15 protein-coding genes are annotated in these 22,758 nt (G+C 71.4%); 7 read left to right on the top strand and 8 right to left on the bottom strand.

What is annotated here, in order from left to right:
• The first annotated feature begins 132 nt into the window (after positions 1 to 132).
• Together CFRA_RS00735 and CFRA_RS00730 are read left to right on the top strand one after the other, a co-directional pair.
• Complete coding sequence (locus CFRA_RS00735) at positions 133 to 2,292, top strand: galactan 5-O-arabinofuranosyltransferase (protein WP_083666741.1); 2,160 nt, start codon at positions 133 to 135, stop codon at positions 2,290 to 2,292.
• Positions 2,293 to 2,517: 225 nt separating this feature from the next.
• Positions 2,518 to 5,988 carry an arabinosyltransferase domain-containing protein gene (locus CFRA_RS00730; RefSeq protein ID WP_245797609.1) on the top strand — a complete coding sequence of 1,157 codons (3,471 nt, stop codon included), beginning with the start codon at positions 2,518 to 2,520 and terminating at the stop codon, positions 5,986 to 5,988.
• A 59-nt stretch (positions 5,989 to 6,047) separates the two neighbouring features.
• Here CFRA_RS00730 and CFRA_RS00725 read toward each other — a convergent pair whose 3' ends face one another.
• Entirely contained in the window at positions 6,048 to 7,262 is a 1,215-nt protein-coding gene (locus tag CFRA_RS00725; RefSeq protein WP_075663038.1) for a PrsW family intramembrane metalloprotease, read from the bottom strand.
• A complete protein-coding gene (locus CFRA_RS00720; RefSeq protein ID WP_156887925.1) occupies positions 7,259 to 8,116 on the bottom strand; it encodes a hypothetical protein in 858 nt (285 codons plus the stop codon). Before CFRA_RS00720 ends, CFRA_RS00725 begins: the two co-directional genes overlap by 4 nt.
• A gap of 49 nt (positions 8,117 to 8,165) precedes the next feature.
• On the opposite strand from CFRA_RS00720, the gene CFRA_RS00715 reads away from it, so the two are divergent.
• Positions 8,166 to 10,103, top strand: a complete 1,938-nt coding sequence (locus tag CFRA_RS00715) for a M13 family metallopeptidase (RefSeq protein ID WP_075664770.1) — start codon at positions 8,166 to 8,168, stop codon at positions 10,101 to 10,103.
• A gap of 222 nt (positions 10,104 to 10,325) precedes the next feature.
• Here CFRA_RS00715 and CFRA_RS00710 read toward each other — a convergent pair whose 3' ends face one another.
• Positions 10,326 to 12,464, bottom strand: coding sequence for an acyl-CoA dehydrogenase family protein (locus CFRA_RS00710; RefSeq protein ID WP_075663036.1), 2,139 nt, complete (start codon positions 12,462 to 12,464; stop codon positions 10,326 to 10,328).
• 234 nt (positions 12,465 to 12,698) lie between these two features.
• Positions 12,699 to 13,997, bottom strand: a complete 1,299-nt coding sequence (locus CFRA_RS00705) for an acetyl-CoA C-acetyltransferase (protein ID WP_075663035.1) — start codon at positions 13,995 to 13,997, stop codon at positions 12,699 to 12,701.
• 289 nt (positions 13,998 to 14,286) lie between these two features.
• Between CFRA_RS00705 and CFRA_RS00700 the strand changes: the two genes are divergently transcribed.
• Positions 14,287 to 15,684: a 3-oxoacyl-ACP reductase gene (locus tag CFRA_RS00700; RefSeq protein ID WP_075663034.1), complete on the top strand. Its 1,398-nt coding sequence runs from the start codon at positions 14,287 to 14,289 to the stop codon at positions 15,682 to 15,684.
• A 4-nt stretch (positions 15,685 to 15,688) separates the two neighbouring features.
• Positions 15,689 to 16,723: a MaoC/PaaZ C-terminal domain-containing protein gene (locus tag CFRA_RS00695; RefSeq protein WP_075663033.1), complete on the top strand. Its 1,035-nt coding sequence runs from the start codon at positions 15,689 to 15,691 to the stop codon at positions 16,721 to 16,723.
• Between the two features lie 234 nt (positions 16,724 to 16,957).
• Here the strand turns inward: CFRA_RS00695 and CFRA_RS00690 are convergent, their stop codons facing one another.
• Positions 16,958 to 17,593: a CG0192 family protein gene (locus CFRA_RS00690; protein WP_075663032.1), complete on the bottom strand. Its 636-nt coding sequence runs from the start codon at positions 17,591 to 17,593 to the stop codon at positions 16,958 to 16,960.
• 89 nt (positions 17,594 to 17,682) lie between these two features.
• Here CFRA_RS00690 and CFRA_RS00685 point away from each other — a divergent pair, with 89 nt between their 5' ends.
• Positions 17,683 to 18,645 (top strand): alpha/beta hydrolase, encoded by a 963-nt coding sequence (locus CFRA_RS00685; RefSeq protein ID WP_075663031.1) that lies wholly within the window; start codon positions 17,683 to 17,685, stop codon positions 18,643 to 18,645.
• A 12-nt stretch (positions 18,646 to 18,657) separates the two neighbouring features.
• On the opposite strand, the gene CFRA_RS00680 is transcribed toward CFRA_RS00685, so the two are convergent.
• Positions 18,658 to 20,430, bottom strand: a complete 1,773-nt coding sequence (locus CFRA_RS00680) for an ATP-binding protein (RefSeq protein WP_083666740.1) — start codon at positions 20,428 to 20,430, stop codon at positions 18,658 to 18,660.
• A gap of 314 nt (positions 20,431 to 20,744) precedes the next feature.
• Positions 20,745 to 21,620: a hypothetical protein gene (locus tag CFRA_RS00675; protein ID WP_075663030.1), complete on the bottom strand. Its 876-nt coding sequence runs from the start codon at positions 21,618 to 21,620 to the stop codon at positions 20,745 to 20,747.
• Between the two features lie 82 nt (positions 21,621 to 21,702).
• On the opposite strand from CFRA_RS00675, the gene CFRA_RS00670 reads away from it, so the two are divergent.
• Complete coding sequence (locus CFRA_RS00670) at positions 21,703 to 22,275, top strand: hypothetical protein (RefSeq protein WP_169842154.1); 573 nt, start codon at positions 21,703 to 21,705, stop codon at positions 22,273 to 22,275.
• A 137-nt stretch (positions 22,276 to 22,412) separates the two neighbouring features.
• Here the strand turns inward: CFRA_RS00670 and CFRA_RS00665 are convergent, their stop codons facing one another.
• Complete coding sequence (locus CFRA_RS00665) at positions 22,413 to 22,757, bottom strand: MGMT family protein (RefSeq protein WP_083666739.1); 345 nt, start codon at positions 22,755 to 22,757, stop codon at positions 22,413 to 22,415.
• Between the last annotated feature and the right edge of the window lies 1 nt (position 22,758).

The following is a 22,758-nucleotide window of genomic DNA, read 5'->3' as shown; positions in this document are numbered from 1 at the left end:
ACCAACCCCATCCACCCCAGGTTCCCCGCGTCGCAACAGCCCGCGTTCCCCAACCGACCCCGCCGAACCCCACACACGACCCGGGCTGCGGGGTTTCGGGCCGCGGCGCACCGGTGTGCAAGACTTAGGCCCATGGCAACCAGCAGCACCGCCTCCCCCACCGGCGACTCCGAGACCCCGGTGGGCGCCTCCGCGACCCCGGTGGTCGGGGGATCCACCACCGACACCGAGGCTCTCCGCCTCACCCCGCCGCCGGCGCCGGTCCGCCCGGACCGCTGGGGCCGGGGCGCCTCCGTCGCCGCAATCCTGCTGGCCGCGCTGGCCGGCGCGGTGGCCACGCTGGCCGGCTGGCTGGTGCTGCGCGCGGTCTCGCTGCCCGCCTTCAACACCTCGATGGTCACCCGTGCGCTGGCCACCGCGGGCACGGTCGTCGTCGTGGCGGCCGTGGTGGTGCTCTGCGCGCTGTGGATCCGCGACCGCGATGCAGACGCAGACGCGGACACAGGCGCAGACAAGACCGGCACCGACCGCGACACAGACGCAGACAAGGCCGGCACCGACGCCGGCGCAGACGCTGACAAGACCGGCACCGACGCCGACAGGCCTCGCCCCCGCTGGCGCACCTGGCTGACCGTCGTCGTGACCTACCTGGCCCCCGCGGGCCTGGTGCTCACCTCCACGGGTGTCCCGCTCTCGGCGAGCCGCCTCTACCTGGACGGCCTGCAGGCCGACCAGTCCTTCCGCACCCAGTTCCTCTCCCGGATGACGCAGACCGCGCACCTTGCGGACATGAACTACTGGGACCTGCCCAGCTACTACCCCTCCGCCTGGTTCTGGGGCGGCGGCCGCCTGGCCAACCTGCTGGGCGTGCCGGGCTGGGAGGTCTACCAGCCGTGGGCGCTGGTCTCCATCGCCGCGGCCGCCTGCGCGCTGGTGCCGGTCTGGCAGCGGCTGACCGGCTCGCTGCCGCAGGGCGCGGCGATCGCGCTGGTGACCACCTCGATCATGCTGGTGATGAACCCCGAGGAGCCCTACGCGACGATCATCGCCATGGGCGCCGCCGCCGCGGTCCTCATCGCCCGCCGCGCCGTGGACGGCTCCTGGTTCGCCACCCTCGGCATCGCCGTCTACCTGGGCGTCTCGGCCTCGATGTACACGCTCTACACGGGTCTGCTCGCCGGCACCGTGGTGGTCCTGGCCTTCTGGGCCGCCGCCGCGCGCCGCTCGATCCGCCCGCTGTTCCACCTGCTCGCCGCGGGCCTGGGCTCGATGGCGATCGCCGCGGTCGTCTGGGCGCCGTACCTGATCGAGGAGCTGACCGGCGGCTACGCCTCCGGCGCGACGGCCATGCACTACCTGCCCGGCGACGGCACCCGCCTGCCGATGCCCTTCCTGGCGTTCTCCCTGGCCGGCTTCCTCTGCCTGGTCGGCCTGGTCTACCTGATCGCCGGGTGGCGCGACCTCGACGCGCGCGCCCTGGCCATCGCCACCGCGTGCTTCTACGGCTGGATCCTGCTGAGCATGCTGGTCACGGCCCTGGGCACCACGCTGCTGGGCTTCCGCGCGGACGTGCTGGTCACCGGGGCGCTGGCGACCGCGGGCATGCTCGCCCTGGCCCGCCTGCGCGCGATCGGCCCGGACAAGCTCTACCCGGACCGCGTCACCCCGTCCGCGCGCCGCTCGATCAGCCTCGTGCTCGTCTGCCTGCTCGGCCTGGCCGGTCTGGCCTACGCGCAGCAGATCCCGGGCCGCAACGAGGAGCACATCGACCACGCCTACGTGGACACCGACGGCTACGGCGAGCGCGCCGACCGCTTCGCCCCGGACGCCGCCCAGTACTACGCGGAGGTCGACCGGAAGATCCGCGAGGCCGGCCGCGTGCCGGAGGACACCGTCGTCTTCACCGACGAGGTCCGCTTCATGGCCTACTACCCCTACTTCGGCTTCCAGGCCTTCACCAGCCACTACGCCAACCCGCTCGGCGAGTTCGACCACCGCAACGAGACCATCGAGCAGTGGGCGGACGGCTCCTGGGAGGAGGACCCGCAAGGCTTCGTCGACAAGCTCGAGGACACCCCGTGGCGTGCCCCGGACGTCTTCGTCATGCGCGGCGACGTCGAGGACGGGCTCGCCGGCGAGGACGCCTACAAGGTCCACCTCGCCGAGGACATCTACCCCAACCAGCCCAACGTGCGCTACCGCGCGGTCTTCTTCAACCCGGAGGTCTTCGACGACGCGGACCTGTGGACCGTCGAGCAGGTCGGCCCCTTCGTCGTCGCGGTGCGCCGCTAGAGGAGAGATTGCCGACGCCCCGGCCTCGCCGCCCAGCGCCGTCGGCGGTGGCGCGTGCGGCGGGCGCCGCGGGTTCCGGCCGGGAGCCCGGCCGGGCGCACTCCCGCCGACACGGCACAGCGCACTCCCGCCGGCCCGGCGCGCCCGTCGGCCGGGCGGGCACCCACCGGCCGCCCCGGGCGCGGCTTGGGGCCGCGCCCCGGGGCTGCCGTAGACTCACGATGTGTGACTGACCCGTCGAGATCCCCCAAGAACCCGCACCCCGACGCGCCCGCGGCGGAATCGCCCGCGGCGGCCACCGCGGCGTCGGCAAGCGTGCGCGGTGACCACGACGCACGGCGCACGCACACCGCGGAGCTGCCGCAGCCGGAGCGCCCGCTCGCGCCGAGGTGGCTGAAGACCCTGGCCGCCGTCACCGGCGTGCTGGCGTTCCTGTGCTTCCTGGCCGTGCCGTTCCTGCCGGTCAAGCAGACGCAGTCGACGCTGAACTGGCCGCAGGACGGCGACCTGGCCAGCGTGAACGCGCCGCTGATGTCGTATGCGCCCGAGGAGCTCGAGGCCACGGTGCCCGTCAGCGCCGTCGACCGGCTCAACGAGGACGAGACGCTGCTTCTGGGCACCGTGCCCCCGGACTCGGAGAAGTCCGGGCAGCGCGGGCTGTTCGTGCGCTCCGTCGACGGCGACCTGAGCGTCGCCAGCGCCGGCACCGTCTTCTTCCGGCTCTCGCCCGAGGAGGTCGACGCCCTCGACGACGACGCGGCGCTGGACGTCAAGGTCACCGAGGACTCGGCGACCGTCGACGTGACCGGCCAGAAGGCCGGCGTGGGCGCCCTCGACGAGGACACCCTGACCGGCGAGGAGCCCGACGAGGACCTGCGCCCGATGGTCACGGGCGTCTACTCGGAGATCGCCGACACCCCCGAGAACGCCGCCGCGCTGACCGACGCCGGCCTGGACGTGCACGTGGAGATCAACTCCCGGTTCACCTCCTCGCCGACGGTGTGGAAGTCGCTGGCGATGTGGCTGGGCGTGGCGCTCACCGCCGTCTCCCTGTGGTGCCTGTGGCGCCTGGACCGCCTCGACGGGCGCGGCCGGCTGCCCGTGGTGCGGCCCGGGTCCTGGCGCCCGCGGGTGCTCGACTGGATCGTCGGCGGCGTGCTGGTCTTCTGGCACTTCTTCGGCGCCAACACCGCCGACGACGGCTACCTGCTGACCATGGCCCGCGAGGCCGGGCCCAGCGGCTACATGGCCAACTACTACCGCTGGTTCGGCGTGCCCGAGTCGCCCTTCGGCACCCCCTACTACGACCTGCTGGCCCTGATGACGCACGTGTCCACCGCATCGGCGTGGATGCGGCTGCACGCGCTGGCCAGCGCGCTGATCATCTGGTTCGTGCTCTCCCGTGAGGTGCTGCCGCGCCTCGGTGAGGCCGTCGGCGCGCGCAAGGTGGCGCTGTGGACCGTCGCCGCGGTCTTCCTGGCCTTCTGGCTGCCCTACGACAACGGCACCCGCCCCGAGCCCGTCATCGCGATGGGCGCGCTGGTGACCTGGGTCAGCTTCGAGCGGGCCATCGCCACCCGGCGCCTGCTGCCCGCGGCGGTCGGCCTGATCATCGCGACGCTCTCCCTGGGCGCCGGCCCGACCGGCCTGATGGCCGTGGCCGCCTTCCTGGTCAGCCTGCCGGCGCTGTTCCGCGTGCTCTTCGCCCGCCGCGCCATGGTCGGCTCGGTGCTGCCGATGCTCGCGCCCTTCCTCGGCGCCGGCACCGCGATCCTCATCGCCGTCTTCGCCGACCAGACGCTGGCCGGCGTGCTCGAGTCGACGCGCGTGCGCGGCGAGATCGGCCCCTCGCTGCCCTGGTACCAGGAGTTCGCCCGCTACGAGTCGCTCTTCGAGGTCGGCACCGTCGACGGCGCGTTCACCCGCCGCTTCCCGATGCTCATCCTCTTCGTCGCCCTGGCCGTCGTGGTCCTGGCCGTGGTGCGCTGGCGGCGCATCCCGGGCACGGACCTCGGCCCGGTGCTGCGCCTGGTGGGCATCGTCGTCGGCGCGATGTTCTTCATGATGTTCACCCCGACGAAGTGGACGCACCACTTCGGCGTCTACGCGGGCATCGGCGCCGCGCTCGCGGCGGTGGCCGCGCTGGCGGTCTCGCAGCTCGCGCTGCGCTCGCGGCGCGCGCACACGCTGATCGTCGGCGGCTTCCTGCTGCTCTACGCGCTCGCCCTGGCCGGTGACAACGGCTGGTGGTACGTCTCCAGCTTCGCGGTGCCGTGGTGGGACCGCCCGGTGCAGTACCACGCGGTCTTCGCGACCACGATCGTGCTGCTCATCGCCATCCTGGTGCTGGCCGCCGGCGTGGTGCAGGCCCTGATCGCGGAGGTGCGCGGCACCAGCCCGGCGCCGAAGCAGAACGCCTGGACCCGCCTGGTCGCCGCCCCGATCGCGGTGCTCGGCGTGGTCACGGTCGCCTTCTCGGTGGCCAGCTTCGCCAAGGGCTTCGTCGACCAGTACCCGGCCTACTCCGTGGGCAAGGGCAACCTGAACGACCTGCGCGGCAACACCTGCGGGCTCGGCGGCGACGTGCTGGTCGAGTCCGACACGAACGACGCCTTCCTCACCCCGGTCGACGGTGTCGCGCTGGGCGACTCCCTCGAGTCGGGCGAGGTCCGCGGCTTCGACCCGAACGCCGTGCCCAGCGACATCGCCCCGGACGACGTGGCCACCGGCGACGCCGGCTCCTTCGCCCAGCAGGCCTCCCAGCAGCAGAACAACGCGGGCGGCGACGACGCCACCTCCGGCACCACCGGCGGCGAGCGCGGCGGCGAGGCCGTCGGCGTCAACGGCTCGACCCAGGACCTGCCGTTCAACCTGGACTTCCGCCGGGTGCCCGTCATCGGCTCCTACACCCCGGAGGGTGAGCTCGGCGGGTCCGCCATGGCCAAGACGTCCTGGTACGAGCTGCCCGCCCAGCGCAGCGAGGACAAGCCGGTGCTGGTCGTCTCGGCGGCCGGCTCCATCGAGCACCACGACATCAACGGCGAGCTCCAGGAGGGCCAGCGCCTGGTCCTCGAGTACGGCACCCGCGGCGCCGACGGCAAGGTGACCGACACCGGCACCGTCGAGCTCTACGACGTCGGGCTCTCCCCGACGTGGCGCAACCTGCGCCTGCCGCTCGACGAGCTGCCCGAGTCGGCCGACGTGGTGCGCATCAACGCCCGCGACACCTCGCTCGACGAGGACGAGTGGCTGGCCTTCACCCCGCCGCGCGTGCCGACGCTGGAGCACCTGAGCGACCGCCTCGACGCCGACGCCCCCGGCATGATCGACTGGTCGGTCGGCCTGCAGTTCCCCTGCCAGCGGCCCTTCGGCCACTACGCGGGCGTGGCGGAGATCCCCGAGTTCCGCGTCTCGCCGGACGGCCCGGGCAAGCGCACGCTCTCGCCGGTGCAGGACTACGCGGGCGGCGGTGCGCTGGGCCTGGCCGAGACGGTCAACTGGTCCTACGAGCTGCCGGCCTACCTCGACGGCGACTGGCAGCGTGACTGGGGCTCCCTGGAGATCTACAGCCCGCGCTCGAACTCGCAGGGCGACGAGCCGCGGGTGGCGCAGATCGACCACGAGGAGATCACGCGCTCGGGGCTGTGGAAGCCCTCCGAGATGAACATCGACACCCAGGACGAGGAGAAGAACTAGGGCGCGGGCTCCGGCCCGCGGCCTGAGCCGACAGGCCCCGCCTGTCCACGGGGGATCAGCTAGATCCGGCCCTCGGACTCCGCGGCCCAGCCGCCCTGCTCAGGCGGCTGCGGGTAATAGGGCCCGTAGGCGCCCTGGGGGTCATACGGGGAGGCCGGGTAGTGCCCCGGCGTATCCCAACGGGAGCCGTGCCGGCCGCCGATTTCCGACGGGCCCGGCGTCGGCTGCGTCCCCCAGCCCGGCGCGCCCTGCGCGCCCGGCGCGCCCTGCGCGCCCGGCGCGCCCTGCGCGCCCGGCGCGCGAACGCCCTGGCCGCCCCACCCGTTCCCGGGCGCGGGGAACCCGGCCGCCGGAGCCCCGGGAACACCGTGGCCACTCCACCCGGCCCCGGCCCCGGGCACCCCACCCGGCACCTGCGCCCGTTGCCGCGCACGCCGGCGCATGCTGCCGTCGTAGTGCCACGGGCGCGCCCGGCGGTCCGCCCGACCGAGCAGGTACCCACGCCACATCAGCCAGATGAACAGCGGGTAGCCCACCAGCGCGACGGCGATGTAGACGACGATCTGCACCGGAATCGAGCCGGTCATGAGGTTCCAGCAGAAGTGCAGGCCGAATCCGGCGCCCACCCACGCGCACGCCGCGCCCCAGCGCCGGGCGGTGCTCAGGCGGGCGTCGAAAAGCGCCACGCCGATGCCCCAGCCGGCCAGGCCGGTGAACATCACGTGCAGGCCGGGGCCGAAGACGATGCGCAGCAGCCACATCTGCAGGGTGCCCTCGACGTCGGTGTTCGGGTCGAGCATCGCACCGAAGCCGGCGTAGAGGGTGTTCTCGTAGGTCTCGAAGCCGAGGCCCACCAGCGCGCCGGTGACCAGCCCGTGCCAGGGGCGGTCCACCCCGCGGAAGCTGAGCAGGATCACGGCCACGGCCGCGGACTTGAGGATCTCCTCCGGGTAGGCGCCGCCGAAGGACATGTTCACCACGTCCCAGCCCAGCTTGGTGACCACCGAGGAGATCGGCCCGGCCCACGGCAGCACGGCCGTGGCCACGCCGATGCCGCCGGCCACGCAGGCGAACGCCCAGCCGAAGCCGGCCGCGGGCCACTGCGCGAGCAGGCGCAGCAGCAGGATCCACGCGGCCGCGTAGACCACGGCGAGCGGCAGGCTCAGCCCGATCCCGACCGGCGCCATGAAGGCGCTGGGCACCAGCAGCAGCCCGGAGATCGGCACCGTGACGACCACGAGGATCCACAGGGTGACCTGGAAGAGCCTGCTCATGCGCGCACCTCCCCGGCGACGGCGGCCGTGCCCGCGCGGTTCACGCCCGCGCGGTTCACCCCCGCGTGGCGCACGCCGGCGCCCGCCGCGTCATAGAAACTGCCCCAGTGGTCGGAGAGATCGGGGATGTCCGGCACTTCGGAGCGGTCCGGGCGTCCCGGCTGCCCCGCGTCCTCCCCGCCGCGGCCGACCTCGGGCCTCCCGGCCGTGCTGAGCAGCGCCCGCGCCTCGGCCGGGATCTCCCCGCCGCCGAGCGCGCGCCAGACCGGCGCCACGAGCCGCGCGGCGTCGTCACCCTCGACGACGGCGACGAGCATCGGGTCCGGATCGTCGGCGCCGGCGCCCCCGCCGCGCGCGTCCGGGTCGATCATGGCCACGCCGATCACGGGCTCCTCGGGCGAGACCGCCACGCCCACGCGCCCGTCCCAGTGCACCTCGACGTCCGCGAAGTCGGACACGGCGGCCTGCGACAGCGCCCGCATGGCGCGGCGCACCGACCGGTCGGCGTCGCGGTAGCCCTCGGCGGCCAGCGCGTCGATGCGCGCCCCGCCGCAGTTGTAGGCGGCGCCCGACAGCGACTCCATGTCCGCCGCACAGATCATCGTCTCGCCGGTGGCCGGGTCCTCGACGGGCAGCTCCCAGTCGAAGCCCTCGGCGCTCAGGACCACCTCGTCGTCGGCGTCGGCCTCGGGGAGGACGAGGTCGAGGACGAAGGGGACGATCAGGGTCAGCGCCAGCAGCCCGGCCAGCAGCCACCATGCCCGGTACGGAGGTACGGGGCCGGGCCGCCAGGCGCGCGGATCGGCTATGGCCGCCCGCTCCCCCGGGCTCACGCGCGGTGCCGTCAGTTGCATGGCGCCCAGGCTACGCGAGGCCCCCAACACCCGCTCTATGGTGGACGCCATGAACGATCTCTACCACTACGTCAACGGGCCGTGGATCGCGCGGCACACCATCCCCGCCGACCGCGGCGTCGACGGCACCTTCCACGCGCTCCGCGACGCCGCCGAGTCCGACGTCCGCGACATCCTCACCGCCGACGAGGGCCTGCCGGGGCGCCTGTTCGCCTCCTTCATGGACACCGAGGGCGTCAACGCCGCAGGTGTCGCGCCGCTGGCGCCGGAGCTGAAGAAGATTGACGACGCCGCGTCGGCCCCGGCGTTGGCGCGCGTGCTCGGCGAGCTGGACCGGGTGGGCGGCAGCGCCCCGGTCGGCTTCTGGGTGGAGAAGGACTCCGGCGGCGAGGAGGCCCTGGCCTACCTGGTGCAGGCCGGACTCGGCCTGCCGGACGAGGCCTACTACCGCGAGGAGGCGCACGCCGAGACGCTGCGCCGCTACCGCGAGCACGTCGAGCGCATGCTCGGCTTCCTCGACGACGTGGACGACGCCGCGGCCGCCGAAGCCGCGAAGCGCGTCGTGGACCTCGAGACCGAGATCGCGGCCGGCCACTGGGACGTCGTCGCCTCGCGCGACGCGGTCAAGACCTACAACCCGACCGAGTTCGCCGAGCTGCCCGAGGTCGTGCGCGAGATGCTCGCCGGCGGCGGGCTGCCCGAGCACCGCATCGTGGTGATGATGCCGAGCTACCTCGAGCACCTCGCCGGGCTGTTCACCGACGAGCGCCTGGAAGACTGGAAGCTGTGGGCCCGCTGGGCGCTGCTGCGCGCGAGCGCCGGGGTGCTCTCCGAGGAGATCTCGGCGGCCAACTTCGACTTCTACGGCCGCGTGCTCTCCGGCGCGGAGGAGCAGCGCGCGCGCTGGAAGCGCGGCGCGGGCCTGGCCGAGCAGATGGTCGGCCAGGAGATCGGCAAGAAGTTCGTCGAGGAGCACTTCCCGGCCTCCTCGAAGGAGCGCATGCTGGGCCTGGTCGACGAGCTGGTCGCCGCCTACCGCGGGCGCATCAGCAAGCTGGAATGGATGACCCCGGCGACCCGCGAGCGCGCCCTGGAGAAGCTGGGGCTGTTCCGCGCGAAGATCGGCTACCCGGACAACTGGCGCAGCTACGAGGGCCTGGAGTTCTCGGACAAGGGCGCTGACCTGGTGGCCAACACCCGCAAGGCCGCGGCGTTCAACCACGACTTCGAGGTCGCCAAGATCGGCAAGCCGGCGGACCGCGACGAGTGGGTGACCACCCCGCAGACGGTCAACGCCTTCTACAACCCGGTGGTCAACGACATCACCTTCCCGGCGGCGATCCTGCGCCCGCCGTTCTTCGACCCGGAGGCCGACGCCGCCGAGAACTTCGGCGCGATCGGTGCCGTGATCGGCCACGAGATCGGCCACGGCTTCGACGACCAGGGCTCGCGCTACGACGGCCACGGCAACCTGAACTCCTGGTGGACCGACGAGGACCGCGAGGCGTTCACGAAGCTGACCGACCGGCTGGTCGAGCAGTTCGACGGGCTGGTGCCCACCGAGCTCACGGAGGCCGGCATCGAGTCCGGCGGGGTCAACGGCTCGTTCACGCTGGGCGAGAACATCGGCGACCTCGGCGGCCTGGGCATTGCGGTGGTGGCCTACCTGCGCCATCTCAAGGCCGAGGGTGTCTCCCCGGAGGAGACCGAGAAGAAGGCCTTCGAGGTCTCGGACGCGGACCCGGAGATCACCGGGCGCAGCTTCGACGGCCTGCAGCGGCTCTTCCTGGCGTGGGCGCGCGTGTGGCGCACGGCGATCCGCCCGGAGATGGCCACGCAGTACCTGGCCATCGACCCGCACTCGCCGGCGGAGTTCCGCTGCAACGTCATCGCGGCCAACATCGACGAGTTCTACGAGGCCTTCCCCGAGGTCGGCGAGGACAACCCTATGTACGTCGCCCCCGAGCGGCGCGTCACAATTTGGTGACCCCCGCTTGACGACGTCGCGCCGCACCCTCGGTGCGCACCGCGCGGCGTCGCGCGCGTGACGGCGCTCCGCACGTGACGGCGCTCCGCACCATCACCAATAGATAAGGAGGCCGCCGATCCCGAACCGGGACCGGCGGCCTCCTTGTCTGTTCTCCGGCGGCGGCGCGTCAGCGTCGCCGCGCGTCAGCACCGCCGCGCGTCAGCACCGCTGCGCGGGTGTTTACTCGGCCGCGTGGCGCCCCGCGGCGTCGTCACCCGACACCTCGCCGTTGGGCACGCGGTCGGCGACGCCGGTGCTGCCGGCCAGGTCCGCGGCGATCTCCTCGCGGTTCCGCTCCGGCACGCCGTCGACGCCGGCGCGGGTGGTCAGCATCGGCACGTCGAGGACCACGTCCGGCACCCCGAAGCCGTCGACGAGCTGCTCGGCCCACGGGCCCAGCGAGTCGACCAGGTCGTTGACCGCAGCGCGCGCGGCGGAGATCCGGCCGCCGGCGAGCACGTTCTTCTCCTGGTACCAGCCCGAGTTCTTCAGGATGGTGTCCAGCGCGAAGAGCTGGCGGATCTGCTCGAAGACCTTGCGCAGCAGGGAGTCCTCCGGCAGGTCGTCCATGTCGGCCTCGGCCTCGAGGAGCGCCTCGAGCAGCAGGGTGTCCACGCGCGCCCAGGCGCAGTCGATGAGGTGGTCCTGGGCCTTGTCCACGACCTCGGCGGCCTCGGCCAGCGGCAGGTCCTTGGCCGTGCGCAGGCGGCGCCCCAGCGCGCGCAGCATGTTCTGCTCGCGCTCCTGGAAGAGCTTGAGCTGGTAGGACGCGTTGAACAGCGAGTTCTCGTCGTTGCGGCTGATGCTCTCGACCCAGTTCTGCACGGTCAGCGGGATCGGGGTGCGCTTGCGCAGGATCTCACTGACGCTGTCTACGCCGAACTTGACGATGTCGATGCCCGACAGCCCGGACATCTCGCGCGAGTAGGCGGTGATGATCTCCTTGCCCACCAGCTGCGCGAGCACCGTGTTGTCGCCCTCGAAGGTGACGAAGACGTCGGCGTCCGCGCGGAAGGTGGTCAGCAGGTTCTCCGCCATGTAGCCGGCGCCGCCGCAGGCCTCGCGGGCCTCCTGGATGGCGTCCATGGCGTGGGCGGTGTTGGCGATCTTGACGGCCGCGGCGCGCGACTCAAACTCGCGCTGCTTCCACAGGTCCTCGCCGGTGCGGTTGACCGTCTCGGTGTCGCGCAGGCGCTCATCGGCGGTCTTGATCAGCTGGTTCTGCAGCAGCGCCAGCGCGTAGGAGCGCGCGATGCGCGGGATGAGGCGGCGGCGGTGCTGGCGGTGGCCGATCAGGAGCCGCTCCTTGCCGGGCACCGTCTCAAATTGACGACGTCGCGTCGCGTACTTCGTGGCGATGGCCAGCGCCGAGCGCGTGGCGGCGCCGGCGGCGGCGCCGACCGCGATGCGGCCGCGGATCAGTGTGCCGAGCATGGTGAAGAAGCGGCGGTCGTCCGACTCGATCGAGGAGGTGTAGTGGCCCTTCTCGTCGACGTCGCCGAAGCGGTTGAGCAGATTCTCGCGCGGCACGCGCACGTGGTCGAACTTCAGGGTGCCGTTGTCGACGCCGTTGAGGCCGCCCTTGTGGCCGTTGTCCTCGATGGTCACGCCGGGCAGGGGGTTTCCGGAGTCGTCGCGGATCGGCACGATGAAGCAGTGCACGCCGCGGGACTCCTCGCTCTCCGGGGTGTAGAGCTGGGCGAAGACGGCGGCGATGGAGCCGTGCTTGGCGGCGTTGCCCAGGTAGGTCTTCTCCGAGGAGGGCGTCGGCGAGTGGATGTCGAACTCGCCGGTGGCCGGGTCGAAGTGGGCGGTGGTCTCCAGGTCGCGGACGTTGGAGCCGTGGCCGCGCTCGGTCATGGCGAAGGCGCCGAGCAGCTTCAGGTCGATGGTGTCCTGCACGTACTGGCGGTGGCGCTCGGTGCCGAGGGCGTCGACGGCACCGCCCCACAGGCCCCACTGCACGCCGGCCTTGACCATGAGCTGCAGGTTGACCCCGCCGATCATCTCGAGGCTGGTGAGCATGTTGCCGTTCTCGCCCTGGCCGCCGTTGGCCACGGAGAAGGCGCCGGACTGGATGCCGGTGGCCCCCATGGCCTTGACCTGGCCGAGCAGGCGCTCGCGCTGCTCGTCGAGGCTGAGATGCGGGGCCGGCAGGAGGTCCGGGTTGTTGATGGTCTCGCGCACCTCGCGGCGCAGGCGGGCCCAGGGGCCGTCGAGGATGGCGCGCAGACCGCGGCCGATCTTGTCGTCGGTCTCGGTGGGCAGGACGGCCGGGCTACCGGACTCGGGCTTGGCCGTGGTTGTTTTGTTACTCATAACATAGTCCTTTCCTCGTGTGCTGTGGCTCACTTTAAAGGAGCCGACACTCCCCTGTCATGGAAAAACGAATAACGATTCGGTTGAGGGCACCCGGTCCGACCCCGCCCCGGCGCGGCCCGGCATGGCCCGGCGCGGAGGCGCACCGCCGCGCGAGGCGGCCGGCGCGGCCCGGCGCGGCCCGGCGCGGCCCGGCACTCGAGGCCAGCGCGAAGGCCGGGGCGGTGGCGCGGGTCAGCGCTCCAGGATGGCGACGATGCCCTGGCCGCCGGCGGCGCAGATGCTGACCAGAGTGCGGCCGCCGCCGTTCTCCTCGAGCGTCTTCGCGGCGGTGGCCAGGATGCGCCCGCCGGTGGCGGCGAAGGGGTGGCCGGCGGCCAGCGAGGAGCCCTTGACGTTGAGCTTCGCGCGGTCGATGGAGCCCAGCGCGCCCTCGAGACCCAGGCGCCCGCGGCAGTACTCGTCGGACTCCCAGGCGGCCAGGGTGGCCAGGACCTGGGAGGCGAAGGCCTCGTGGATCTCGTAGAAGTCGAAGTCCTGCAGGCTCAGGCCGTTGCGCTCGAGCATGCGCGGCACGGCGTAGGTCGGGGCCATCAGCAGGCCGTCCGGGCCGTGGACGAAGTCGACCGCGGCGATCTCGGTGTCGACCAGATAGGCGCGCACCGGGATGTTGTGCTGCTCCGCCCACTCCTCGCTGGCCAGCAGGGCCACCGAGGCGCCGTCGGTCAGCGGGGTGGAGTTGCCGGCGGTCATGGTCGCCTGCGCGCCGTGGCGCTCGGCGTCCTTCTTGCCGAAGACCGGCTTGAGCTTGGCCAGCTTCTCCGTGTCGGAGTCCGGGCGCAGGTTGGTGTCGCGCTGCACGCCGAGGAACGGGGTGAGCAGGTCGGAGAAGAACCCGGCCTCGTAGGCGGCGGCGAGGTTGCGGTGCGAGGCGACGGCCAGCTCGTCCTGGGTCTGGCGGGTGATGCCGAACTCACGGGCGGTGATCGCGGCGTGCTCGCCCATCGACAGCCCGGTGCGCGGCTCGCCGTTCTGCGGCTGCTCGGGCGCCAGCTGCTTCGGGCGGATCGAGCCGACGAGCTTGAGCTTGTCCGCGGTGGACTTGGCGGTGGTCAGCTTGATCAGGGTGCGGCGCAGTTCGTCGCCGACGGCCAGCGGGGCGTCCGAGGTGGTGTCCACACCGCCGGCCAGGCCGGCCTCGATGCGGCCGCGGGCGATCGCGTCCGCCACGGAGACCGCGGCGGCCAGGCCGGTGCCGCAGGCCTGCTGGACGTCCATGGCCGGGGTCTGCGAGCTCAGCGCGGAGCCGAGCACGCACTCGCGGGTGAGGTTGAAGTCGCGGGAGTGCTTGAGCACGGCGCCCGCGACGACCATGCCGAGGCGCTCGTCCTGCAGGCCGTAGCGGGCGACGAGCCCGTCGATGGCGGCCGTGAGCATGTCCTGGTTGGAGGCGTCGGCGTACTCGCGGTTGGAGCGCGCGAAGGGGATGCGGTTGCCGCCGAGGACGGCGACGCGGCGGGTGGAGGTGGTCATGGTGTACTCCTCGGTTGTCGTGGCCGCGGTTTTCCCGCGGGCGTTCCCGGGGAATGATCGCACACTCCGACGTGGCATGTGCAACTTTTCTTTTTTGATTTGGCTTGCGCCACACATACCGCTGCTACGGTGTAGCCGAACCGTGCAGCGCCACCGGTGCCCCGGGCCCGCCCGGGCGCCGCACGCTGCACCGTGCACCGACACCTGCAAGACAGAAACCACCTGGGTCCAGGACCGCCGGGTCCGACTCCACACGAGTACAGCACCACCGACCAAGGGAGCCAACACCATGCCGAAGTCCGGACTGCTCGAACAGTTCATCAACTCCCCGCTCGCCGCCAAGGCCGGCGTGCCGCAGGGCGAGAAGCTGCGCCGCCACGCCCCGGGCGAGCCCGCCCTCGACGGCCCCGTCGTCATCGGCGGCGACGGCCGGCTGGCCGGCGGCCTGCGCGACCTGCTCGGCGGCGACTACCAGTACCTCTCCGCCGAGGCCGACACCAAGCGCGCCGCCCTCGTCTTCGACGCCACCGGCATCACCCGCCCCGAGGACCTCGAGGCCCTCTACGACTTCTTCCACCCGCAGCTGCGCAAGGTCACCCCCTGCGCCCGCCTCGTCGTCCTCGGCACCACCCCCGAGGCCACCGCGGACATCGACGAGCGCATCGCCCAGCGCGCCCTCGAGGGATTCACCCGCTCGCTGGCCAAGGAGCTGCGCCGAGGCGCCACCTGCCAGCTCGTCTACACCGACCCGGCGCTCGGCGCCGGGTCCGCCGCCACGGGTGCGGGAACCGGCGAGGGCGGGGCGCACGCGGCGTCGGCAAGCGGACTCACCCCGCTGGCCTCCACGCTGCGCTTCCTGCTCTCCGGCAAGTCCGCCTTCGTCGACGGGCAGGTCATCCGCGTCGGCGCGCAGGCCGCCGAGGAGCCCGCCGACTGGGAGCGCCCGCTCGAGGGGCGCGTCGCCGTGGTCACCGGTGCCGCCCGCGGCATCGGCGCGACCATCGCCGAGGTGCTCGCCCGCGACGGCGCGCGCGTGGTCTGCGTCGACATCCCCGCCGCCGGTGAGGGCCTGACCAACACCGCCAACAAGGTCAAGGGCACCGCGCTGCCGCTCGACGTGACCGCCGACAACGCCGCCGAGGTCATCGCCGAGCACGTGCGCGAGCGCTTCGACGCCCCGATCGACACCATCGTGCACAACGCCGGTGTCACCCGCGACAAGCTGTTGGCCAACATGAACGAGGGCCAGTGGAAGATGGTGCAGAACATCAACCTCGTCGCCCCGGTGCGCATCACCGAGGCCCTGCTCGAGGCCGGTGCGCTCTCCGACTCCGCGCGCGTGGTCGGTGTCTCCTCGATGGCCGGCATCTCCGGCAACCGCGGCCAGACCAACTACGCGACCACCAAGGCCGGCGTGATCGGGCTGGTCGACGCGCTCTCCGGCAAGTTCGCCGAGACCGGCGCCGGCCTGACCGTCAACGCCGTGGCCCCCGGCTTCATCGAGACCGCCATGACCGCCGCGATGCCGCTCGGCCCGCGCGAGGTCGGCCGGCGCATCAACTCGCTGCAGCAGGGCGGCCAGACCGTCGACGTCGCCGAGACCATCGCGTACTTCGCCGCCCCGGCGTCGTCCGCGGTCAGCGGCAACACCGTGCGCGTGTGCGGCCAGAACATGATGGGGGCGTAAGAACATGGCTGCTGCGACCAACGGTTACACGAAGCTCGCTGCCGTCCCCGACCTGATGGGCGAGTACCGCGCGGCGCTCGGCGGGATGGTGCCCGGGCTGGGTGCGCTGAAGAAGGGATCGGGTGCCGGCGGTTCCGGCTCTGGTTCGGGCGCCCGTTCTGGCGCCGGTGCCGGTGGCGCCGGAGCGCGGGAGATCCCGGCCGAGCGCTTCGAGGTCCACGGCGTGGTCCCCGACACCGCGCACCTGGCCGAGTACTGCCGCACCACCGGCCTGCGCTTCGGCGAGGAGCTGCCCGCGACCTACCCCTACGTGCTGGCGTTCCCGCTGGCCATCAAGGTGATGAACTCGAAGGGCTTCCCCTTCGGCGCCGTCGGCGTGGTCCACCTGACCAACGCCATCGAGCAGACCCGGCCGCTGCACGTCGGCGAGGCGCTCGACATCCGCGTGCGCGCCGAGAACCCGCGCGCCCACCGCGCGGGCATGCTCATCGACATGGTCACCGAGATCACCGTGCCCGCCGAGGGCGACGAGGTGGTCTGGCGGCAGGTCTCCGGCTTCCTGGGCAAGGGCGCCAAGACCGAGGGGCTGCCCGCCGCGGCCGACTCCACGGTCAAGGCCGCCGGGGAGCCTGCGGCCAACCCCGCCTTCGTGCGGGTCACCCAGGACACGATCTCCGCGTACGCCGAGGCCAGCGGGGACAAGAACCCGATCCACGTCTCCAAGGTGGGCGCGAAGGCCTTCGGGTTCCCGAGCACCATCGCCCACGGCATGTGGTCGGCCGCCGCGATGCTCGCCGGGATGGAGGGCCTGGTGCCCGAGGCCGCGCGCTTCGAGGTGGAGTTCAGCAAGCCGGTGCGGCTGCCCTCGAAGGTCGCGTTCACGGCCGACCGGGATGCGGACGGTGCGGGGGCGGCTGGCGTGTCGACCGGCGGGTCGACCGCCGTCTCCGCGACCGGTTCCGGCTGGGGGCTGCAGCTGCGCTCGGCGAAGAAGCCCGAGGTCATCCACGCCGTCGGGCGGCTCGAGCCGCTGAACTGAGTCGGGCCGGGGCGCCGGGGACGGAGCGGCCGGTTCGGGCGGCTCAGCCCGCTCGCCCGGCCGCTCCGCAGGGCGCCGGGCACCCGGGCCGCCGGGGTTTTACCGGGTCCGGGTCGGTAAACCCGAAATGGGCCCACTAAACCCGCAGGTCACAGAATCGGGCGAAATCGCTTACCGACCCTGGGTCGGTAAAACCGTGCCGGCGCCCCGGAAATCACACCGGCCCCTGGGCCCCTACCCCATCCAGTACAGGTCGGCCAGCACGACCTCGGAGTCACCGAAGAGCTCGGGCGCCGTGGTCGTCAGCCGCAGCTTCGGCGTCTGGTACCCGGTGCTCGAGGGGCGGGCCGGGCCGGGCTGAGCGGCGATACGCAGCACGAAGTTCCTGTGCGCGCCGTCGACAAGCGCCACGCCGGAGGCGCGCTGACGGGTGCACTCACGCACCTCCACCTCGCCGACCTCGCTGATCGGGTCGTCGGCCACGCAGCCGCTGCCGTGCGCGGTGAGCACGGGGCTGCCCAGCGAGAAGTCCGCCGAGGTGTCGCCGGTAAGGATCGCGCGGATCATCTCGCGCACCGCGACCGGGTCGGCGGTGGCCATGGTGACCGCGCGTCGGCCGAGTTCGCTGTGGTCCATCTCGGTGAAGGTCACGCCCTCGTCGAGCGCGTCCTCGATCGGCCGGTAGGTCACGGGCAGCTGGAGCACGCGGCCGTAGAAGTCGCGGCCGACGAGGATCTCGATGCCGACCTGGTCGTCGGGGTCGACCAGCCGCCAGGACCCGACGACCTCGTCGAAGCCGGCGAAGCGGCGGGCCAGGTCTTCCTTGGTGGGGTTCAGCTCGGCGTCGTAGATGTGCGCGGTTCCGCTCATGGCTCGCTCCTGCCCTTCGAGGCGATTCAGCACGCTTTCTCCTCCTTATGTACCACAACCGGCTGTGAGGCCGACTTAGACTGGGGCCCATGAACGACGCATCCCACGAGCACGACCAGGACCTCGAAAAGCAGGCTGACCAGCGCACGGAGGCGGAGATCGACGCCGCCGAGCGCGCGGCCTTCCACGTCGGCGGGGTCGACCGCACCCCGACCGAGGAGGAGCAGCTCGAGCAGATCGGCTCCTACATCGACGCGCACTACCCGCTGCCGCCGTTCACCCCGCCGTGGGCCGGCGGCGACGGCGACCCGGAGCCGGCCGACAAGTGGACCGCGCTGCTGCCGGACCGCCTGACCCACGCGGGCATGCTGATGCTGGGCGCGGGCCTGGACCACTCGATGCCGGGCGTGGCCTTCGGCACCCCGGCCACGGTCGAGGAGCTCCCCGAGCTGAACGCCGCCGCCTTCGTGCCGCCGGAGCCGACGGGCGCGTGGGCCGTCTCGCTGCACTCGGGCGGCTGGTGGCGCGGCGCCGGCGAGGCGATGGAGATGCAGTGGCGCCCCGAGGTCGCGGCCGCGGCGGTGCTCTCGGGCACGACGATCATCGACCTCGACTACCCGCTCGCCCCCGAGCACACGGTCCCGGAGATGGTCTCCGCCGTCGAGGCGTGCATCGACCACGCCCGCGCGCAGGGCGCGAAGACGGTCACGGTGTGGGGTTACTCCTCGGGTGGCGCGCTGGCGGTGCTCGCCGGCGCGCGTGCCGACGCCCTGGTGCTGACGTTCCCGGACCTGGGCAGCGTGGCCAAGCTTCCCGACGCCGTGCGTGACGGCGCCGAGCTTCCCGCCCCGTCCGAGTGGGCGCCGACGCTGGCGCAGATCGGCCTACAGGACGAGATCGCCGCCCGCCCGGAGGGGATTGACGACGCCGCGCAGATCACCGTGAGCGAGCTCGTCGCCCGGCACCGCATCCAGACGCCGGCGGTGGCGCGCAAGAAGGTGCAGCAGGTCGCCGACTACCTGCGCGAGGTCACCCCGCGCGAGGGGAAGTAGGCGGGAGCCGGGTCAGCTTTCGGGTTTGACCCGGTAGAAGGTCCGGCGGCTGCCTTGGCCGCCGACCATTTCTATGGCTTCGGCTTCGATCAGTTTGTTCACCGCGTAGCGCGCCTGCCCCTGAGTCAGCCCGGTGCCGTCCACGATGCCGGCGAAGTTCAGCGGGCCGGCGACCAACGCCTCCATGACGAGCTGCTGGTTGGTGGGGATCCGATCGATCCCTCGGCCGGTCGAGGACGGTACCGGCTGCTCGTCAGGCCCAGCGGACTGTTCCTGCGGGAAGCTCGAAGACGGACCGGTATCGCGGTCATTTGCCGGGCTCAGCGGGGTCGATGCCGTCTCCAGGTAACCGTGTTCCCGCAACCACTCGATCTCCCTTCGAGCGCTTTCCCGGTCCAGCGGCGAGAACTCCTCGACTACCCGCTCCGGGGTCCACGTCTCTCCGGCGTCGCCGGCCAGAATGACCGTCTTCTGGATCGCCGAGAGATCAGTGCCGGGGAAACGCCGCTCCAGAGCCTTCTCGTCGTCGGCGGTGAACCGTCGTTTCCTGGGCAGCATGACGGTGAATTTCACGCCGTTGTCGAAGAGCCTGGGCCTGGCCAACCCCGCCTCACGCACGGAGTCGAACATCTCCCGGATTCCGCCGCCCTCTCCCTCGACCACGCGGGAACCGTCAGGGGTGACGGCGTACTTCATCAGCTGATAGAGACGCTGGTTGACCTCAGCGGTGTGGACCTCGGTGCTCTCCAGCTGCTCAACCGACACGCCACGCAGACCGCCCGGGCTGGTGATCACCATTCGGTCGTTGTGGACCCGGACGTCGACGTGTCGGCCCGGCTCATCGAGGGACGCCGGGCCGAGATCCCGGTGGACCAGGGCATTGGCCACAAGCTCGCGGATCGCCCGCCCGGGGAACTCCGGGCGCTGCTCCATGTGTCCGTCCTCGCGGTAGGCCTGCTCGGTACCGGTGTTCGCGGCGATCCAGTCCACCACGTCAGTGAGCATCTGCGGCACGGGTCCCTCGAAGTGAGTCAGATTCCGGGTTCGCGCCGGTCCCCGCCCCCGATCGAGACGCACCGCCGCGGTCACAGACAGCGAAGGCAACCGTCCCTGCGGGTAGTAGCCGAGTCCGTAGAGGCCGGCGACCGTCAGTTCCCCGTCCTTTGTCAGGACTCCGACTGTGCGAAGAAGATCGTCATCGGAGGACAAAGCCCCGAGACGCCTGCTGCGCCGTCGGATGCTGCCCAGGTAAGCGCCGGTCAGGTCGCCATCGAGGTCTTCTCTCGAAGTGCCGGCCACCGGCCGTAGCTCGCCGGGCACCTGCTCCCTGAACAGCAGCTTGTCGATCTCGAGAAGACGCAGGTCATTGGCGTTCATCTGGTAATCGCCGTCGCCCTGACGCAGGTACGCGACACCATCCACCTCTGCGGGGCGCAGACTCGGGTGGACCGGTCGAACTTCCGCGACCACGACGCTGACGCCCTCGATCTCCACTGAGCTCGTCACTACATGGGGCGCGGGATCCACCGTGGCACGGGTCCTGTCGACCAGGCCCTGAGCGAGCACATTGGGTTGGCGGACACCGGAGATGGCGAAACCGTCATGCTGGTCGACTCCGAGCAGAATGACGCCCCCGCCCGGCATGTTCGCAAAAGCGCACACTGTCTCCGAGAGACTCTCGGGCAGTCCCCCGTCTGCGCGTTTGGCTTCCACCGAGACGAAGTCGTCACCGTAGCGCCGCATGTCCTCGACGGCTGCACGCACCTTGTCCGCGGTCCAGTCCATATCGCCAGAGTACAACCAGAGTCATACTTTTACAATGAGTCAGTACAACTTTTAAAGTGAGCGCCCATACCGCACGAAGCCTCAGGGCAGGCGACCAAATAGCCGAGGAAGTACCTGCACAAGGGAACTATCCGGCTTCACGACCTCCAGGCGAGACTCCCGGATAAACCACCGTCGTCCGCCCCAGAGTGTGAAACTTTCACACTCTGTTTGCACTCTGGCAACCACAATGAGACTCTCACTGTGGTTTCACTCTGACTTTCTCAGTGAGACTTTCTCACTCCGGCGATCGCGGCCGGACTCCCGCCGCCTGATCAGCAGGCCGGGATCGCGTCGGCGATCTGGACCGGGATCAGCCAGGCGTCGACGATGCCGGCGCGCAGGTTGTACGGGTCGTGGCAAGCCAGGCGCGCCTTGAGCTCGGCGCCGCTGACCGCGGGGATCGCCGAGGAGCCCAGGTCGATCGACAGCTGGCCGGACGGGGCGCCGGGCAGCTGCGGCAGGCCCGCGGGCAGCGCGGCGTGCACGTCTGCGGTGTGGGCCTCGCGGGTGCCGTAGGTGTTGGCCGCGAGCACCACGCCCGGGGCGATCGAGGCGGTCGCGTGCACGCTGCGGCGGTCGTCCGACCAGCCGAACTTGGTGCCGGTCACGCCGGGAACGGTCGCGGTGCCGTAGTCCTGGCGGTAGCCGTCGGCGGCCACCGGGGCGGCGGTCTCCATGCCGCGGAACATCGGAGCGGCGACGGGGTCACTGCGGGTCGCGTCGAGGAAGCGCGTCAGGTCATTGGCCGAGGTCACCGAGTTGCCCCAGAAACCGTTGCGGTGGGTGTTGGGCAGCCCGAACCAGTCGGCCGTCTCGTCGATGGCCTGCGGGTAGCGCGCGTCGAGTTCGCTGGCGATGCGGTCGTCGGAGAAGCGGATCATCTGCTCGACGCGTGCGGCGTCGCCCGGCGCGCCGTGGTGGAGGACCCAGTGGCCGAGGTACAGCTTCGACAGCGAGAGCGCCGGGCGCGGCTCGTCGGCGTTCGGGGTGGCCAGGCGCGGGCCGTTCTGCACCTGGACCGAGGCCTGGGTGCGCGGCGGGGTCGCCCCGAGCGGCAGGGCCGAGGCGACAGGCTGAGCGGAGACGGCGACGCCCACGGCGAGCAGGAGAGCTGCGGCGGAACTGGCTGTGCGCTGGGTGTTCCTCATGGAAACTCAGTCTAGACCCGCGAGGTCGCCGCGCACGTCAACCGCGTCGCCTCGTCGCGCCCCCCCCATTACGATGCCGCCTATGGGCTCCGGTTACGTCGCGTTCGCAGATGAGTCGATCATTCAGATGCCTTCTGGTCGACAGGCGTACCGAATCGGAGCGGCTCTCCTAGCTACAACTGAACTCGAAGCAGCACGTGATGTCCTTCGTCCTCTTCTCCTGCCGGGCCAAAGCAAACTTCATTGGAGAGACGAGAGTCCTCCCCGCCGCGATCAGATTTCACGACAGGTCGCCGCTACCGGGTCGATGCTCACCATCGTGACTCATTGGAGCGAAGTCCCTGCCAAAGAGGAGAGATCTCGCCGGAAGTGTCTCGAACGGCTCTACTACGAGCTTGCGTCGATGGATGTCCAAGATGTCTCCCTCGAATGTCGTCAGCAGGCACAGGACGCGAAAGATATTCGCCACATCGTTGCCCTCCAGGCACGCAATCAAGCGAAGAATCTGCGGCTCTCCCACCTACGCGGCAAAGACGAACCTTTGCTATGGATCCCCGATGCCGTCTTGGGGGCGCTGAATGCGGCGCAACTCGGCGAGCCCAAGTTCTGGGATCAGGTCCGGGACACCGTTGTGCTAGACATCACGACTTCGTAAGGCTCTAAACCTGCACATTAAAATGCGGCAACCCCGGGTCCAGTCGTCCGGCTGGCATCCCGGGGTTCCCTTCCGATCCTGTCGTAACAGGTGGCGTCAATGCCTAACTTAGCTGACGGCACATGTTGATGTCGAGGCTAAATTTCTCCCGGTCGCAGACCCGCCCAACGCATATCCACGCGGTAACGCGCGCCCTCGCGGGTGCGGGTCACCGTGTACGGGATGCCCTCCTCGTCCCAGTGGACACGTGCCCGCTCCCCCACCGGCGAGGTGCCGTCCGCGCGCACCACCCGCCACCAGGCGGTCAGGTGGCCGTGGGTGCGCATCGCGCGGCCCGCCCGGCGCGCGGTGGTGCCGGCGGCCGCACCGACCGCGCCGTAGCTGGCCACCCGGCCTGCCGGGATCTTGTCGACTACTGCGAGGACGGCGTCGGTGACGTCGTCCAACGCCAAGGGCGAGTCGGGCGCGGCGTCGTCAAGCAAA

Source organism: Corynebacterium frankenforstense DSM 45800 (assembly GCF_001941485.1).
In the GTDB taxonomy this organism is placed as follows: Bacteria; Actinomycetota; Actinomycetes; order Mycobacteriales; family Mycobacteriaceae; genus Corynebacterium; species Corynebacterium frankenforstense.
Note: the sequence above shows the minus strand (reverse complement) of the source record. Positions and strands in the feature narration are given on the sequence as shown.

Coding starts and splice junctions, on each gene's coding strand:
- CFRA_RS00695 (WP_075663033.1), top strand. CDS start 15,689: ATGGCTGCTGCGACCAACGGTTACACGAAGCTCGCTGCCGTCCCCGAC.
- CFRA_RS00690 (WP_075663032.1), bottom strand. CDS start 17,593: ATGAGCGGAACCGCGCACATCTACGACGCCGAGCTGAACCCCACCAAG.
- CFRA_RS00735 (WP_083666741.1), top strand. CDS start 133: ATGGCAACCAGCAGCACCGCCTCCCCCACCGGCGACTCCGAGACCCCG.
- CFRA_RS00675 (WP_075663030.1), bottom strand. CDS start 21,620: ATGAGGAACACCCAGCGCACAGCCAGTTCCGCCGCAGCTCTCCTGCTC.
- CFRA_RS00720 (WP_156887925.1), bottom strand. CDS start 8,116: ATGCAACTGACGGCACCGCGCGTGAGCCCGGGGGAGCGGGCGGCCATA.
- CFRA_RS00670 (WP_169842154.1), top strand. CDS start 21,703: ATGGGCTCCGGTTACGTCGCGTTCGCAGATGAGTCGATCATTCAGATG.
- CFRA_RS00705 (WP_075663035.1), bottom strand. CDS start 13,997: ATGACCACCTCCACCCGCCGCGTCGCCGTCCTCGGCGGCAACCGCATC.
- CFRA_RS00715 (WP_075664770.1), top strand. CDS start 8,166: ATGAACGATCTCTACCACTACGTCAACGGGCCGTGGATCGCGCGGCAC.
- CFRA_RS00685 (WP_075663031.1), top strand. CDS start 17,683: ATGAACGACGCATCCCACGAGCACGACCAGGACCTCGAAAAGCAGGCT.
- CFRA_RS00710 (WP_075663036.1), bottom strand. CDS start 12,464: ATGAGTAACAAAACAACCACGGCCAAGCCCGAGTCCGGTAGCCCGGCC.
- CFRA_RS00680 (WP_083666740.1), bottom strand. CDS start 20,430: ATGGACTGGACCGCGGACAAGGTGCGTGCAGCCGTCGAGGACATGCGG.
- CFRA_RS00700 (WP_075663034.1), top strand. CDS start 14,287: ATGCCGAAGTCCGGACTGCTCGAACAGTTCATCAACTCCCCGCTCGCC.
- CFRA_RS00725 (WP_075663038.1), bottom strand. CDS start 7,262: ATGAGCAGGCTCTTCCAGGTCACCCTGTGGATCCTCGTGGTCGTCACG.